General features: G+C 70.8%; 12 protein-coding genes. 4 read left to right on the plus strand and 8 right to left on the minus strand.

From position 1 onward, the window contains the following. Together ACWCP0_RS27565 and ACWCP0_RS27570 are read left to right on the plus strand one after the other, a co-directional pair. Positions 1 to 822 carry a 3-hydroxybutyrate dehydrogenase gene (locus tag ACWCP0_RS27565; RefSeq protein WP_451081470.1) on the plus strand — a complete coding sequence of 274 codons (822 nt, stop codon included), beginning with the start codon at positions 1 to 3 and terminating at the stop codon, positions 820 to 822. A 148-nt stretch (positions 823 to 970) separates the two neighbouring features. Further along, positions 971 to 2866 (plus strand): helix-turn-helix domain-containing protein, encoded by a 1896-nt coding sequence (locus ACWCP0_RS27570; protein WP_451081471.1) that lies wholly within the window; start codon positions 971 to 973, stop codon positions 2864 to 2866. 228 nt (positions 2867 to 3094) lie between these two features. Here ACWCP0_RS27570 and ACWCP0_RS27575 read toward each other — a convergent pair whose 3' ends face one another. From ACWCP0_RS27575 to ACWCP0_RS27595, 5 genes are all read right to left on the minus strand, one after another. Beyond that, positions 3095 to 4486: an MFS transporter gene (locus tag ACWCP0_RS27575; RefSeq protein ID WP_451081472.1), complete on the minus strand. Its 1392-nt coding sequence runs from the start codon at positions 4484 to 4486 to the stop codon at positions 3095 to 3097. Positions 4487 to 5151: 665 nt separating this feature from the next. Beyond that, complete coding sequence (locus ACWCP0_RS27580; protein WP_451081473.1) at positions 5152 to 6723, minus strand: DUF4139 domain-containing protein; 1572 nt, start codon at positions 6721 to 6723, stop codon at positions 5152 to 5154. Positions 6724 to 6731: 8 nt separating this feature from the next. Beyond that, positions 6732 to 8801 (minus strand): DUF4139 domain-containing protein, encoded by a 2070-nt coding sequence (locus ACWCP0_RS27585; RefSeq protein WP_451081541.1) that lies wholly within the window; start codon positions 8799 to 8801, stop codon positions 6732 to 6734. 284 nt (positions 8802 to 9085) lie between these two features. Beyond that, positions 9086 to 9307: a hypothetical protein gene (locus tag ACWCP0_RS27590; protein ID WP_451081474.1), complete on the minus strand. Its 222-nt coding sequence runs from the start codon at positions 9305 to 9307 to the stop codon at positions 9086 to 9088. Between the two features lie 278 nt (positions 9308 to 9585). Next, positions 9586 to 9954, minus strand: a complete 369-nt coding sequence (locus tag ACWCP0_RS27595; RefSeq protein ID WP_451081475.1) for a peptidoglycan-binding domain-containing protein — start codon at positions 9952 to 9954, stop codon at positions 9586 to 9588. A 1002-nt stretch (positions 9955 to 10956) separates the two neighbouring features. On the opposite strand from ACWCP0_RS27595, the gene trxB reads away from it, so the two are divergent. After that, complete coding sequence (trxB, locus tag ACWCP0_RS27600; protein WP_451081476.1) at positions 10957 to 11952, plus strand: thioredoxin-disulfide reductase; 996 nt, start codon at positions 10957 to 10959, stop codon at positions 11950 to 11952. Positions 11953 to 12386: 434 nt separating this feature from the next. Then, positions 12387 to 12899 (plus strand): peptide-methionine (S)-S-oxide reductase MsrA, encoded by a 513-nt coding sequence (msrA, locus tag ACWCP0_RS27605; protein WP_451081477.1) that lies wholly within the window; start codon positions 12387 to 12389, stop codon positions 12897 to 12899. A gap of 48 nt (positions 12900 to 12947) precedes the next feature. Here msrA and ACWCP0_RS27610 read toward each other — a convergent pair whose 3' ends face one another. The 3 genes from ACWCP0_RS27610 to ACWCP0_RS27620 all read right to left on the minus strand — a co-directional run bounded on the left by ACWCP0_RS27610 (position 12948) and on the right by ACWCP0_RS27620 (position 15890). Beyond that, a complete protein-coding gene (locus ACWCP0_RS27610) occupies positions 12948 to 13589 on the minus strand; it encodes an RraA family protein (protein WP_451081478.1) in 642 nt (213 codons plus the stop codon). Positions 13590 to 13882: 293 nt separating this feature from the next. Further along, positions 13883 to 14332: a DUF5709 domain-containing protein gene (locus ACWCP0_RS27615; RefSeq protein WP_451081479.1), complete on the minus strand. Its 450-nt coding sequence runs from the start codon at positions 14330 to 14332 to the stop codon at positions 13883 to 13885. 694 nt (positions 14333 to 15026) lie between these two features. Next, positions 15027 to 15890 carry a universal stress protein gene (locus tag ACWCP0_RS27620; protein WP_451081480.1) on the minus strand — a complete coding sequence of 288 codons (864 nt, stop codon included), beginning with the start codon at positions 15888 to 15890 and terminating at the stop codon, positions 15027 to 15029. Positions 15891 to 16130 lie beyond the last annotated feature (240 nt).

Genomic DNA, 16130 nt, shown 5'->3' on the forward strand with positions numbered 1-16130 from the left:
ATGACCATGAATCCGGGTCCCGCCCCCCATGCCCTGGCGTCCACCCCTTCCGTCGGTCTCGACCTCGGCGGCCGTACGGCTCTCGTCACCGGAGCGGCGAGCGGCATCGGCCGAGCCTGTGCGCTGCGGCTCGCGGTTGCCGGGGCCAAGGTCAGGGCCGTGGACAGGGAGGCGGGCGGCCTCGACGCGCTCGCCGAGCGTTCCCTGGGGCTGGGGGTGGCGGGCTCCGTGGAGCCGCATGTGCTGGACCTGACCGACCTCGACGCGGCGGAGGCGGCGGCAGCGGGCACCGACATCCTTGTCAACAACGCCGGGCTGCAGCTGGTGCGGCCCATCGAGGAGTTCCCGCCGGACGTCTTCCGCACCGTGCTCACCGTGATGCTCGAGGCGCCGTTCCGCCTGATCAGGGGCGCGCTGCCGCACATGTACGGGCAGGGCTGGGGCCGGATCGTGAACATCTCCTCCGTGCATGGGCTGCGGGCGTCGGCCTACAAGTCCGCCTATGTGGCGGCCAAACATGGTCTGGAGGGACTCTCCAAGACCGCGGCCTTGGAGGGTGCCTCTCACGGGGTGACCTCCAACTGCGTCAACCCCGGCTATGTGCGTACCCCACTGGTCGAGAAGCAGGTCGCCGACCAGGCGGCGGCTCATGGCGTACCCGAGGAGCGTGTCGTCGCCGACATCCTGCTGAAGGATTCGGCGCTCAAGCGGCTCATCGAGGCGGAGGAGGTGGCCGAGGCGGTCGCCTACCTCTGCACGCCACAGGCGTCCTTCATCACCGGCACGTCGCTGGCGATGGACGGGGGCTGGACGGCGCACTGACCCGCGTCGTCCCGTGAGCCGCGCCCTGCGCCGTCCGCCTGTGGCGGGCGACACCGGGCGGGGCGGGGGGGTGACGGAGTTGTCCACAGGGGCCGCGTCGTCCACAGGGGCTGGTGCGACCCCCCGCACGGCAGGTATCCCTGTGTCCATGTCCCACGATCAGGCCTCTTACCTGGAGCTCCTCGCCCGCGGCGCCGCCGCGGAGGCGTACGACCGGCCCGTGCTGCTCGCCCGTGCGAGCGGCTCGGGCCCCGAGACGCTGGCCGGCCTGGAGCACGCCAAGCAGCTCGCGCTGCGCGTGCGCGCGGAGCTGGAGGGCCGGCGGCGCCGCGAGGCCGAGCTGTCGGCGCTCTTCGAGACCGCGCACGACCTGTCCGGTCTGCGCGACCTGGACGCGGTGCTCCGGGCCATCGTGCAGCGCGCCCGTTCGCTCCTCGGCACGGAGGTGGCGTACCTCAGCCTCAACGACCCCGTCGCGGGCGACACGTACATGCGCGTGACGGAAGGCTCGGTATCGGCGCGTTTCCAGCAGCTGCGGCTCGGCATGGGGGAGGGGCTCGGCGGACTCGTCGCCCAGACCGCACGGCCGTACGTGACGGAGAGCTATTTCGACGACGAGCGCTTCCAGCACACCCGCGCCATCGACTCGGGTGTCCGGGACGAGGGCCTCGTCGCGATCCTCGGCGTACCGCTGTCGCTCGGCAGCCAGGTGATCGGTGTGCTCTTCGCCGCCGACCGGCGCGCCCGTGTCTTCGAGCGCGAGCAGGTCGCGCTGCTCGGCTCGCTCGCCGCACACGCCGCCGTCGCCATCGACACCGCCAATCTGCTCGCCGAGACGCGCACCGCGCTCGCCGAGCTCGAGCGGGCCAACGAGATCATCCGTGACCACAGCGCCGTCATCGAGCGCGCGTCGGACGTGCACGACCGGCTCACCGAGCTCGTGCTGCACGGCGGCGGTGTCCACGACGTCGCCGGCGCGCTCTCCGAGATCCTCGACGGCACCGTCGAGTTCGTCGACCCCGCCGCACCCTCGCTCGCCGCGCTGCAGCTGGACGGCACCGACGGCCACGCGATCCGGGACGATGACGACTGGGTGGCCGCGGTGTCGGCAGGCGGTGAGCTGCTGGGCGCGCTGGTCCTGCACGGCCACCCGTCCCTCGACCCCGTCGACCGACGCACCCTGGAGCGGGCCGCGATGGTGACGTCCCTGCTGCTGCTGGCCCGGCGCTCCGCGGGCGAGGCCGAGCAGCGGGTGCGCGGTGAACTTCTCGACGATCTCCTGGACTCTCCCGGTCGCGACCCCCGGCTGCTGCGGGAACGGGCGGCCAGGCTCCAGGCCGACCTCGACGCTCCGCACGTGGTGCTCGCCGCCCGGATCGACGCCCATCCCACCGGGGACAGCGCCGAGCGGGCCACCGCCGATCGTCAGCGCCTCGCCTCCGCCGCCGCCCACCTCGCGGCCACCCGGCAGGGCCTGGCCGCGGCCCGCGACGGCGGCGCGGTCCTGCTGCTGCCGCTCGGCCCCGCGGACAGCGCCACCGACATCGCCCGTCAGACCGCCAGACAGCTCGGTGGCACCCTCCGTGAGCCCGTCACGGTCGGGGCCTCGTCCACGGTCCAGGCTCCGGTCACCGACCGGGGTGCCATAGCCACCGCCTACGCCGAAGCGCGGCGGTGTGTCGAGGCCCTGCGGCTCCTGCACCGCTCCGGAGAGGGCGCGGCGGCTGCGGACCTGGGCTTCCTCGGTCTCCTCCTCGCCGACACACGCGACATCGAGGGCTTCGTCCACCGCACCCTCGGCCCGGTCGCCGACTACGACGAGCGGCGCGGCACGGACCTGGTGCGCACGCTGGACGCGTACTTCGCCAGCGGCATGAGCCCTGCCCGTACGAAGGACGCACTCCACGTCCATGTGAACACGGTGGCGCAGCGGCTCGAGCGCATCGGCCGGCTCCTCGGGGAGGACTGGCAGTCGCCGGCCCGCGCCCTGGAGCTTCAGCTGGCGCTCCGGCTGCACTCGATATCGGCGGCGGTCTCGCGTTGACGACGGCACGATGTCGGCGGCGGTCTCGCGTTGACGACGGCACGATGTCGGCGGCGGTCTCGCGTTGACGACGGCACGACATCGACGGCCGTCTCCCGCTGACGACGGCACGACATCGACGGCCGTCTCCCGCTGACGACGGCACGAAGCGGGCCGTGTGGGCCGCTGCACAGTGCGCTGCGCAGCGGCCCACACGGCCGGAGGGTCTCGTCGCGGTCAGGCTCGGGCTCAGGCGGTCGTCGGCGCGTCGGCGGTTGCCACCGCGTCCCGTGCCTCACGGGTCTCCGGCCCTGCCGTGATATCGGCCAGATCGCGGTCCCGGGTCTCCCGGGCGCAGACGATGGCGACGACCGTCACCAGCGCGGCGGCGATGACGTACAGGGCGATCGGCGTCGAGCTGCCGTAGTCGGCGAGCAGCGCGGTCGCGATCAGCGGGGCCGGCGCCCCGGCGGCCACCGACGAGAACTGCGCGCCGATCGACGCGCCGGAGTAGCGCATGCGGGTCGCGAACATCTCGGAGAAGAACGCCGCCTGCGGTGCGTACATGGCCCCGTGCAGCACCAGGCCGACGGTGACGGCCAGCAGCAGGCTGCCGAACGACTTGGAGTCGATGAGCGCGAAGAACGGGAACATCCACAGACCCACGCCGACGGCCCCGATCAGATACACCGGCCGCCGCCCGATCCGGTCGGAGAGCGCGCCCCACGCGGGAATCACCGCGAAGTGCACGGCCGAGGCGATGAGCACCGCGTTCAGCGCGGTCTGCTTGCTGAGCCCGGCCGAGGTGGTCGCGTAGACGAGGATGAAGGCGGTGATCACGTAGTAGCTGATGTTCTCGGCCATCCGCGCACCCATCGCGATCAGCACGTCGCGCCAGTGGTGCCGCAGAACCGCCACGAGCGGCATCTTCTCGATCTGCCCCGCGGCGGCCTTCCGCTCCTCGGCCTGCGCCATCGCCGCCTTGAACACGGGCGATTCATCGACAGAGAGACGAATCCACAAGCCGACGATCACCAGCACACCTGAGAGCAGGAACGGTATGCGCCAGCCCCACGACAAGAACGCGGCGTCCGACAGCAGTGCCGTCAGGGCCGACAGCACACCGGTCGCCAGCAGCTGGCCGGCCGGCGCGCCTGTCTGCGGCCACGAGGCCCAGAACCCACGCCTGCGGGCATCGCCGTGCTCCGACACCAGCAGCACGGCGCCGCCCCACTCACCGCCGAGCGCGAATCCCTGCACCAGTCGCAGCACGGTCAGCAGCACGGGAGCGGCGGCCCCGATCGTCGCATGCGTCGGCAGCAGCCCGATCGCGAACGTCGCCCCGCCCATCAGCAGCAGGCTCAGCACCAGCAGCTTCTTGCGCCCGAGCCGGTCACCGTAGTGCCCGAACACCAGCGCGCCGAGCGGCCGCGCGGCGAACCCGACCGCGTACGTCAGAAACGCGAGCAGGGTTCCGACCAGCGGCTCCGAATCAGGGAAGAACAGCTTGTTGAAGACCAGCGCCGCCGCCGATCCGTAGAGAAAGAAGTCGTACCACTCGATGGTGGTGCCGATGAGGCTCGCGGCGACGATGCGCTTGAGCGAGCCTGGGGCGGGTGGAGCGGTTGCCGAGGCGGTCATGGATACCACTTCCGAGCGGGAACGGGGACGTTTTCGTGTCGCCACACCGTAGAAACACGCAGGTCAGTGGCACATGTGGTGGGACACCATACTTCAGTCGTCCGCTGTGCGTGCAGCCGCTATGTGAGACGTGCAGGGGCTGGTGCGACCTCGAAATGGAGCGCGGATGACATCTGCCGGAATTGGGTGGTTCGTCTTGGTTCGGTGGCGCGGTGCTGACTCCCGTGCACAGTGTCGATCGCGGTGGTGGCGGTCTGCCCGGACGCTGACCATCGACGGCCGGGGCAGTGAGCGGACCGAGGACCGCCGCCGCGTAGCTGCGCTCAAGAGCGCCGCCGTAACCGACCGTGCTGCTGTCGGCGCCGAGTCACGGACCCGACGGCAGCGGGACGCTTCGGCAACCTCCGAAGCGTCCGCTCCTATAGGGCGCTGTCCATGCAAACGATCTTCCTGTTCGTCGGAGTGCGTGCGGCCGTGGTGGCGTCCGGCCGACTCACCGGCGAGCCTGCCCCGGCCCCCGACCGCAGCCCGATCTTCTTGGCGAACGACAGAGAGGCACCCCCGCGGTGACCAGCCCTCATGTCCTGCCGGTGGCCGAGACGGCCACCGGCTGGGGCGGGGGCCCGGATCGGGCCTCTGGCAGCCGGCGTGCAGGACCACCGGGTTCAGAGCCCGCCGACTTTGGCGCTCGCCGACAGCTCGTAGACCAGGGTGATTGTGCGACGGCTGCCGGGCGGGAGGGTGACGTCCCAGCGGGCGATGCCTTCGCCGTCGACCACGTCGGGCGCCGGGGAGCATGCTTCCTTGCGCAGGCGTACCTCCACCGCCGAGACCTCTGAGACCGGGATCCGCTCCCGGAGGACGACCACCCGTTCGTCGTGCTCCCCGGGAGCAGAGAACCGGGACAGGTGCAGCCGGACCGTACGGGTGACCACGGTCCGCTGAGTGATTCCCGCCGAGTCGCGGGACTCCTCGGTCTCCCTGACCACCCGGTAGTCGTCGTTGCTGCCGAAGGCGAGCTCGGCGGGGGCGCCGGGGGCGGTGAAGTCCAGCGTGCCGCGGCCACTGAATCCGCTGCCGCGGACCAGGTCCACGGGCCCGGCGAGCAGCGCATGGCCGGACCGGTTGTCGAACCGCACCACCTGGGTGACCAGTGGGGACAACTCGGGCGAGCAGGCGTACTCGCAGCTCGCGGTCGTGGTGAAGGCGGAGAGCGGCACCCGGTGGGCGCGGCCGTCGCCGGGCACGGAGACCGGCGCGGGGGAGTTCAGCACCCGTACCTCGCCGTCGTCGTCCATCCCCGGCAGGCCGAGCACCGGGGCAGGGCCGAGGTCCCTGATTTCCTCCTCGCGCAGTTCGACGTCGACCGTGCGACGCTCCGCTGCGGAGCGGTCCCTGAGTGTCAGCCGGTCGTCGCCCAGCCGTGGCGGGTCGGTGGCCAGTGCCGAGCGGGCGGTCGACAACGTCAGCCGCACGTTCGCCCAGTCCTCGCCGGTGCGCTGCCAGACCATCGCGTCGGTCTCCAGCGTCAGGGCGTCGCCGTCGAGCAAGGCCCGGTAGGCGGGCCGCCACAGCGCACACGGGGTGAGGTGGCTCAGGCGCAGCCCGACCGGTCCGGCGACCGCAGCCTCCACGGTCAGCTCGATGTGCCCGACCAGCTCGGCGGGTTCCTCCTCGGCGAGGTCCAAGGCCCGTCGGGTCTCGTCGAGCTCGACCGCGAGGGTGGCCAGGCGGGCCTCCACGGTGCGGAGTTCCTCGCCGTACGCGTCGCGCTCCGTATCCACCCGGTCCAGTTCGCGGGCCCAGCGCTCCGGCTCGGCCTCGCCGAAACCGGTGCCCTCCCCGATATCCCGCAGCAGATCGGCGGCGAGCCGGCCGAGCAGGTCGAGGCGGGCCTGGAGACGGTCGCGCCGCTGTCCCAGGGCGAGCCGCTCCTTTTCGAGGTCGTGGATGCGGTGGAGCAGCGCCGAGTCGTCGTCGGTGGGCGGCAGCGGCCCGCGCGGAGTCCAGGTGCGGACGATCCGCAGGTCGAGCACGGTCACCGGACGAGCCGGTTGATCGGCCGTCAGTTCTGCGTGCAGGGTGCGGTCGACGGCCAGCGCACTGACCGGTCCGAGACGCAGCCGCTGGACCCCGGCCTCCAGATCGAGCACGGTGGCGCGCTCGATGTGGGCACGGTCCTCGAGGCAGGTGACGGCGGTGACGGGAAGGGGGATCGGTTCCGGAGCTGTGGTCATGGCGTGCGTCAGTTCCTCCGGTTGCCGCCGACCAGGGCCTTGCCGGCCGGGATGCGGATCTCGTAGCCGCCGTCGAGGGCGCCTGTGCCACCGGCGGGCAGGTCCACCCGCCAGAGGCGGGTGCCCGGGGCGTGGTGCTCGGGTCCTTCGCCGTCCACGGGCGCCGTCCAGTCGGCCCGTTCCTCGATCCGGACATCCGGTTCCGAGGTGACCGGGACGCGTTCGCGAACCTCCACGGTGACCGGCCTCCCGAGCCGGTTGGCCAGCTCCACGTGGACGCGGTGATCGAGCACGGTGGTGTTGTTGCGCAGCCCCGAGGTCGACTCGCGCAGCTCGGTACGGCGGGTGACCCGGATGGCCTCGGCCGGCCCGAGGCCCACCCGGCGGACACCGCCGGGGGCGAGGGTGGGCAGCGCGGCGGTCAGCACGAAGTCGTCGTCGACGGTGACCTCCACCGGACCGGCCAGCAGAGCCCGGTCGGTGGCGTTGGAGAGCACCAGCGTCGCGTACACGGTCTCCTCCACGGACGGCACGCAGAGGTACTCGGTGCGCAGACCGACCGGGATTTCGGCGACGGTGACGGTGTGCCAGGTGCCGTCGGACGGGATGTCGGCACGGGCGGCGGCGTCGAAGCGATGGTCGAAGGAGCCCGCCGACTCGCGGGGCCGCACGGCGTGCCCGGGCAGCGGCAGCGCGGCCACGGCCTCGGCGCGGCGGCGGTACTCGGCGGCCACCAGGTCGTCGGGGGAGGCGGGGAACAGCCGGCCCCTGCGACTGCCCTGCTCGTGCGGGCCGCTCATGATCAGGGCGGCGTAGTCGAGCTCGGCAACGCTCGGCCGCGGCGGACCGGCCACCGGTTCCGGCGGCGCGGGACTGCCAGGTGCAGCGGGTGCCATGGGGGCGGGGGCCGCGAAGGACGCGCCGCGCGGACGCGGCCCGCCGCCCGGTCGTGGCCCGCCGCCCGGTCGCGACCTCACCGGCTGCGCGAGGTCGGGCACCCCGCCGCCGAAGACCTCCGGGGAGGGGCCGGCCGCACTACCGGGTGCCGGGAGCGCTGCAGGCGGCGCGCCGTAGCCCTGCGGGGCCGGTGGCGTCGGTGGCGGGGCGGCCCCGGCAGCCACACGCGCGGTGCCGGCCACGGGCACGGCTGCGGTGGCAGGGCGCGGGCCTGCCGCGTCGTACCCCGCGAACAGGCCGGCGAGCCCCACCGGGGGCTCGCGCCAGCCGGAAGGCGCCGGGGCGGGCTGACGGCGTCCGATCCGGATCGAGCGGAGCCTCGGCAGGTCGGTGCGGCGCCGCAGGTCGGCGGTGGACAGACCGATGCGTACGCCCGTCCAGTCCTCGCCGGTGCGCTGGGCGACCGAGGCGCGCAGCAGCAGACGGCCGGTGCCGTCGCCCTGACGGTGGGTGAGACGGTAGGCGGGCACCCAGACGGCGCCCGGTACCCCGTACTCCAGCTCCACCTCCGCGTCTCCGGCGCCGTGGAGGGTCAAGGCCGCGGAGACCGTGGTCTCCACGTGTGCTGACGGTGCGTCGGTGGAGGCGCGCTCGAGCTTGTCCACGGCGACGCGAAGCGCGTGCTCCACCCGGCGCAGCGCCTCCTCCAGCTCGACGAGCCGGGCCTGAAGGTCCGTCAGCCGCGCGTCGACGAAGTCGGCGAGCTCCAGCCACGCGTCGACGGGGGTGCGGCGGTGCGGGTCCTCGCGCTTACGGGCCGGTGGGACCGGTCCCAAGGCCCTGACCTCTTCGATCAGGCCCAGCTGCCGGTCCCGGCGCCCCTCCGCCGCCGCGTGCTCGTCGCGCAGTCGTTCGACCTCGCGCCGCAACGCGTCGGGAATGCCGGGGGCGGCCGGCTCGGCCTCGACCTCCACCCGGGCCTCGATGACCCGCACACCGGAGGTGCCCAGGACACGGGCCCGCAGAGAACCCGCATCCAGCGAGCGGGGCAGTCCCGTCACCCGCACCCGGCCGTCCGGCGGCACGCTGCCCCGGGCCAGTCGGCGGCAGACCGCGCCCTGCGCGTACACCACCACCGAATCGAGGGTCGCCCCCCACGTCTGCGCCGTATCAGCCGTCATGCGCTCCGCCCCCGCCGCGTCCATGCTGAGCGAAGCCTACGCGAGTCGTCCGCGTGTCCGACTCCGTCCCCATGTCTTGGACGAGTTCCGAGCGACCGTCGTCGGCTCCTGGCGCCGGGCGGCTCCGCCCATGCTGCTCAATCCCACCCCGGCCCCGGGCCCCGGCAAAGAGGCACCCGAGGCCGCGAAATGGTCGCGCGCCTCCGGCAGGCGAACGGGGCCCCTGCGCCGTCTCGCCGGGGTACGGCGAGCGGCCAGGGGCCCCGTCGTGTCAGGATCCGGGCTCAGCCGGTGCGGTCACCGATGAGCGCACCGAAGCAGGGATCGTCGTGTCGGTCGGGCGCCGTACGATCCGCGCCCGCCACCGCGTCCTTGTACGCGACGGTCGAGCCCTTGGCCTCGGGCTTCAGGTGCCGGCTCGTGCCCTGAAGACGGAGGGTGACCGCATGCCCGTCGGCCGGCTCGAAGCGCAGCACCTGCCGCGCGTCCCACTTCCTGGTCGACAAGCGCGGCTCGGTCCACGACGGCCGTGCGGGCGGCATCGACCGGCCGGTCGTCGATGCCCAGACCTACGGCCGGCTTCAACACGGGCACCGCCGGCAACGCCGTGCTCGGCAACTGCAACGACGCCTTCTCCACGCCCGCCGTGCAGAACGCGAGTGTGCGCATGGGGCCGAGGCCGGCGCCTATGAAGTTGGGGAGGGTGGCGGGCAGTTCGGGACCACTGTGTGGGTGGTGGTGCCCGGTTCGGTGAATGGGAGTAACAGCCTTGTGGTCCGGCGGCTCAGCTCGGGTATGGGTTGTAGCAGTCCGGGGCCGGGTGGTACAGGGCCTGCCAGGTGTTCGGGTCGACGACCCCGCTTCTGGGCAAGCCGTGGCAGCCCTGGATCCACCTGATTTTGTCGAGCAGGCGGATGTCGAAGACGCCGTCGACGAGGAGCTTGGGCGGTTCGCCGCCCCACCGGTTGCTCAGGCACTGTGCCTGCCGGACCGCGTGGCCGGTGCGGCCGTACCAGAGGACGGGGCGAGCCGTCGACGGGGTGTAGGAACATCCGCCTTGGGCGGGCACGGCCGCGGCCTGGGGGACAGCGGCACCCAGGGACGCGGCGGTGAACAGGGCGGCGCCCCAGGCCATGAGCCTGCGCTGCCTCATATGACCTCCCCTTTTGTCCGGTCGGCCCCGGTCGGCTTGCGCGGCTCGGTATCCGGGGTGCAGGGCACCGTCCATCCTCCTTGGTCGATGCGTGGCCCGCGAGTGCGGAGGTGTACGACCTGCACATCGGGGACCATCACCTCCGGCTTCCCGGTGCTGTCCGCGCATGTGCTGGTCGCCGAGGAGTTCGACTGCCACTCCACCCGGGCTGAGTTGCAGCTCCACTTGGCAGCCGAGTACGGCATCAAGCACGCCACGCCCGAGGTGGACCATGCCCCTGTCGAGCCGGCGTCGGCCGTGTCCGAAGCTCACTTCGCCGACCCTCACGGCCCGGTCCACCGCGCCATGACCCGAACACGGGGGCAGGGATGCCCCCTGTGCGGTGGCATCTGCACGGACCGTCGCGTCCCTTCATGGCCTCGAACGAACAACGGCGGGGATGTCACCGCCGTTCCCGGACTGCCGGGCGGGCAGGTGGTACGCGCGACCCGGTCATCCCTGTTGGGGAGTGGAGCCATGGTGTGTGCCCGACGGTGGCCGAAGTGATGGAGCTGCACTCCGCACTGCCCCTGGTCACGGCCCTGCTCGACAAGCCGGCATCGTTCGGGACCGGCTGCGCCGCGCGTCTGAGGGGAAGCACACGAGCGGCACCCGACGCCTGGGCCGCTGCCTCGTGCGAGGAAGCACTGATCCGTACAGAGTGGAGTCGTGTGACTTCAGGACGTCTCGGCCACGAGGCGTTCGACGGCGTCGATGCCGTCGCACACGTGGCGCCTGTGTGGCGCTGGGATGCGTGCAGGTCTTCGCGCGTGCATGGTGGAGTCGTCTGCCGCTGTGACCCGAGGTATCCGTCGTCAACGGTGGAATGCCGGCCGAGGCCGCACGGTAGCTGCCGCGGGTTCTGCCCGCCGTCCACGACCGTGGTCCTGCTCAACGCGGCGGCATGGAAGGTGACTGCCGGCCGGTCTCGTTCCTTTCCCTGAACTCAGGTAGGTGATCAACGTGAATGACACCGTCCGGGAAGTGATCATCATCGGCTCCGGTCCGGCCGGTTACACCGCCGCGCTCTACGCAGCCCGAGCACTTCTGCGCCCGGTGGTGTTCGAGGGGGCCGTCTCCGCCGGCGGTGCGCTGATGAACACCACCGACGTGGAGAACTATCCGGGGTTCCCCGATGGGGTGTTGGGCCCGGACCTGATGCACAAGATGAGGGACCAAGCGGAGCGCTTCGGTGCCGAGATGATCCCCGACGACGTTGTGGCGGCCCGTCTCGAGAGCCGGGTCAAGGAGGTCGTCGACAGCGCCGGCGAGACCCACCGCGCCAGGGCGGTCATCCTGGCCACCGGGTCCCACTACCGCGAGCTGGGGCTGGCGAACGAGAAGCGGCTGTCCGGCCGCGGCGTGAGCTGGTGCGCCACCTGTGACGGCTTCTTCTTCCGAGACCAGGACGTCGTAGTGGTGGGTGGTGGCGACTCCGCCATGGAGGAGGCCACCTTCCTGACGAAGTTCGCACGCTCGGTCACCGTTGTGCACCGCCGTGACAGCCTGCGCGCCTCGAAGATCATGCAGGAACGGGCGCGCCGCAACGAGAAGATCCGCTTTCTGTGGAACCGGGAGGTGGTCGACGTTCTGGGGGAGGACAAGGCCACGGGTGTCCGCGTGCGTGACGTGAACAGCGGGGAGGAGACCGACCTACCGGTGGCCGGTGTCTTCGTCGCCATCGGGCTCGATCCGCGGGTCGAGCTGGTCAAGGACCAGATCTCTCTCGACCATGCCGGTTACGTCGCTGTCGAAGGCCAGTCCACGCGCACCAATCTGGACGGCGTGTTCGCCTGCGGAGACGTCGTCGACCACGAGTACAGACAGGCCGTCACTGCCGCCGGGACCGGCTGCGCGGCGGCTCTGGACGCCGAGAGGTACCTCGCGGCGCTCGACGACTGCACCACCTGTGAGGAAGCCCGCATCGAGGCCACGGCCGTGGCCGAGCTCGTGCACTGACCCACCGCCGGCGGTGCCAGGTGCCTCCTCAATCGGTTCCAGTGGTCCGCGGACGTGGTCCGCGACGATGGACTCACCCCCGGCCCGCGTACTGTCCGGGATCACCGCGCGCCCCGTCCGGTGGCGGAGTAGGTTCAAAAGGGTCCAACGACAGCGAAAGCACGGGTCGGGCAAACGCGCCGGACGTCTGCGGCGGCCAGGACGACGCCACTGCTCATCGAGCGGCAGGGCGCCCAAGAAGGGGAGGTCGAGTTTTGCTGTCCCGGATCCGCCCCGGGACTGAACGCTCTCGGCGTTCCTGGACGCTCCCATCCGAATCGCGCCGATCCGTCGGGATTCCGCTCGCGCGCCTTTTCGCTTCGCCGCACAAGAACGCGTGAAGGCTACGGAGCCGACGGCGGTTTGTCGGAGACACGGGAGAACGGTGAAACGACATGACCAAGAGCGAAGAGAAGGCAGTGCTGGCGGGCGGCTGCTTCTGGGGCATGCAGGATCTGATTCGGGCACTCCCGGGCATATTGGCCACTCGTGTCGGATACAGCGGTGGCGAGATGCCGAATCCGACGTATCGCAACCACGGTGGCCATGCCGAGTCGATCGAGATCACTTTCGATCCCGGTATCACCGACTACCGCACCATTCTGGAGTACTTCTTCCAGATTCATGACCCGACTACGAAGGACCGGCAGGGGAACGACCTGGGCCTCAGCTATCGATCTGTCATCTTCTACCTGGATGATGAGCAGAGGCGTGTCGCAGAGGACACCATCGCAGATGTCGAGGCTTCCGGGTTGTGGCCGGGGAAGGTGGTGACCGAGGTCGTGCCGGCCGGCGCATTCTGGGAAGCCGAGCCGGAGCACCAGGACTACCTGCAACGCTACCCGGATGGTTACACCTGTCACTTCGTGCGTCCCGACTGGCGGCTGCCCAAGCGTGCGAGGGCCTGACCCCGGGCTTTTGTGGCCTGGTATTGCCGTGCGACTTGGGTTCGCACTCTACGGTGCGCCGTCCTCGTGGCGAATGCGCTCGGCGAATGCCGCGTCTTCGCTCACCACGCGCTGCGCCTCTTCGAGCACCTCACGAATGTGTGCCTGTGGGATCACCGCGGCGCCGGAGGAGTCGGCGTACACATAGTCGCCAGGCCGGACCGCCACGCCGCCCACGACCACAGGCCGGTCGGCTTCGAAAGGCGTCACCGTGTCGCCGCCCCACCGTACGGTTTCGCCGCGACAGTAGGTGGCGAACCCGTATGTCGAGAGCGTGGCGAAGTCCCGCAGGCGGCCGTCGGCCAGGACCCCGGCGAGGCCATGGACGGCAAGCCGAGAGAGTTTCGTCCCGCCGCCCAACGAAACGCCAGGGTGCCCGTTGCTCGCGAGTACAAGAACCCGTCCCTCCATGCCGTCCCGGGTTGCGTCGTAGAAGAGGCGGGCGAAGTTGTACCGGTCGGTCGGGAGTGCCTCCTGGCACGAGGGGAGGTATGAGATCGTCGCTGCCGGGCCGAAGAGCACTCGGTGCGGCGTGGGGCTCACCAGGTCGATCAGATGGCATCGGTGGCGGTGGAAACGCCCCATGGCATCGACGATGTCGGCAGTGCTCAGATGCGCCAACAGATCGTGCAGCCGGATCTCTTCATTCACTTTCGTACCTCCCGGCCGAGCTGGGTGTCAGGGGCCATGACGCTGACGCTGAACGCCGAGGAATCTCCCCGATATGTGCTCCCACCTGTGGAAATGGTGTGAATGCTCAGCGCATCGGGGTGCGCATCCTCCGCAATGGCGTCGGTCCGACGACCGGTTGGGCCGACGCGGATGGGCGATCAGCGGCCATCTCGTGCCTGTCCGGAACAGCGCCACGCACGCCGCCTCCTCCCCTGCTGCCGTTGACCGATCCGCGAAACGCTCTCGGGGATCCGGCCCAGGCGGATCAGGTCTCAGCGCTCGCGGTCGTCCGGGTCGGCGACGATATGGACGGCTGCCTCCTCGGCCGAGGCAGCGCCCCCGTCAATGCCCACGTCACGCGCCCAATAGTCGTAACCGTCGTAGTCCTTGTGCACGACGTCCGTGTCCCAGGCGACCAGACGGCCGGCACGCGCACTGCCGACCTCGTCGTCGATCAGTTCGCCGTCGGTGTCCGAGGCATCTCCGAGCCCGTCTCCCTCGTCGACGACCTCCTCCTGCACTTCTCGGGCAAGCCGATGGCCCAGGTCCTCGTGTGACGCCGCTTCACGAGCCGTGATGCCCCACTCCCCGATCGCGAGCGGCCTTTCCGGCGGCGAGTACCCCTCGTCCAGGAAGTCGCCGACCTCTTCGTTGTCCAGACCCTCCTGCGATCTGAGCAACCCCGCTGCTTCGGCGCTGTGCGACTCGCTCTTCGATGCCATCGCTGCGTCCTTTGAATCGGTCGGATGTGGTGGCGACCGCCGTCGGCGGCATGGAGGCACCATTCCCTGCCACTCCGAGCCCAGCACGCTGCTGTGAACTCGATGTCCATCGGCTGTCTGTTGTTGCTCCTCGCCGACGAAGCCTTCGCGCTCGCGCGCAATCGTGGTTCGGGCTGGATTCCGATGATGGTCTCTTCGCCAGTGCTGTTGCAGTCCCAGCCTGGACTGCCCCCGATGATCTGGGACGTGCGGATCTTCACATGCTCGACCAGGAGCGAGTCAAGACCCGCCGCGGTGGCGGTCTCTTCGACCTCCGAGACAAGGCGAGAAGAGCCTTGTAATCGATCGGGTTCTGCTTTTCCATGCTAACGCGTTGCTTCTCGGTCGGGCTTTCCTCCTGGGATCAGGACGGTCTGGCCTGTCGTGAGGCGGTCGTGGTCGAAAAGGGCCTGCCATGCGGCCCGCCCGGAGATCGGCAGTACGGCGGCCATGGTGTGATCGAGGCCGACACCTACGGGCTCTTCCTCGGCAACGACGTCCATCTGCCGGCTTGCCCGGCCCACCGCGACCCGGCCGCAGTCCGGCCGGTGAACCAGAACTGACCCCTCGGCATCGCCGACCTGCGCACCACCCCCACTGTCGCCGGCCTGTCCCCGCGCACGAGCAGGTCAGTCAACCATTACGGGACAGCCCTTCAGGTGTGCGGCACGACGGCCACAGGGCAGGAGGCATGGTGGAGCACGGCGTGGGTGACCGATCCGACATGGGAGCCCTTGGCCGCTCTGCGTCGGCCGACGATCACGAGACGCGCGTCCGACGCCGCCTCGACGAGGTGCTCGGCCGCCCGCCCGGGAGCGGATACCTCGGACACCTTGACCGCCGGGAACTTGTCCCTGAAGGGGCGTACCGCGCCAGAGAGCGCCGACGCCATCTCCGCCTCCGTACCCGTGTCGTGGGCTGCTCTGTGGTGCTGGAAGAACGGAAGGTGCCACGTGTGCATGATCTGCAACGGGACGCCGTGCCGCCCGGCGAAGTCGAACGCGAACTCGATGAGCTCGTCCTTCACCTCGCTCACGTCGAGACCGAGGACCACCTTCTGGTGATTCCCGCCGCCGGAGGTGCCGGACCCGGCCGCCCTGTACCCCGGGCGCACCAGCACCACCGGGCCTTTCGCCTCCGCGATGACCTCCTGTCCCACCGAGCCGATGATGAAGCCGCCGACGCTGCCGAGCCCGTGCGACCCCATGACCAGCAGCTCCGCCTCCGAGGCGGCGGCCAGCAGCACATTGGTGGGAGCGTCCTCGATCTCCTTCGCGGTCATGGCGAGGTCCGGCCGTCGGGCCCGGATGCGCTTCTCGGCCGCAGCGAGCACGCTTTCCGCCTCTCCGGCACGGTCATCGTGCGACACCTTCACGGCCTGCAACTGGTGCTCCGCCCACCGCGTGGCGTTCACCAGCCGCAGGCCGGTACCGCGCAGGGCCGCTTCGTCAGCGGCCCAGTCCACTGCCGCCAGACCTTCTTCGGAGCCGTCCACTCCCACGGCGATGGGTCGGGACATGCTGCTCTCCTTGCCTCGGGCTGTTGCGAAGGGACCGTCACGAGGGCCGCCATGGGCATTCCACGCGCGAGGGCGCCTGATCTGGAAACTACCGAGTCGCCGTAAATAGTGCGATTCAGGGCGTCACGGATAGTGAGTGCTGTCCACGTGCATCGGCCGTCGGACGCCCGCCCGGACACCCTCAGGCGTGGCAGGCCCGTCCGCCCGGGAGCACCCCCTTCAGCCACGGGCTTCCGCGTC

It is taken from the genome of Streptomyces sp. NPDC001970 (genome assembly GCF_053594115.1).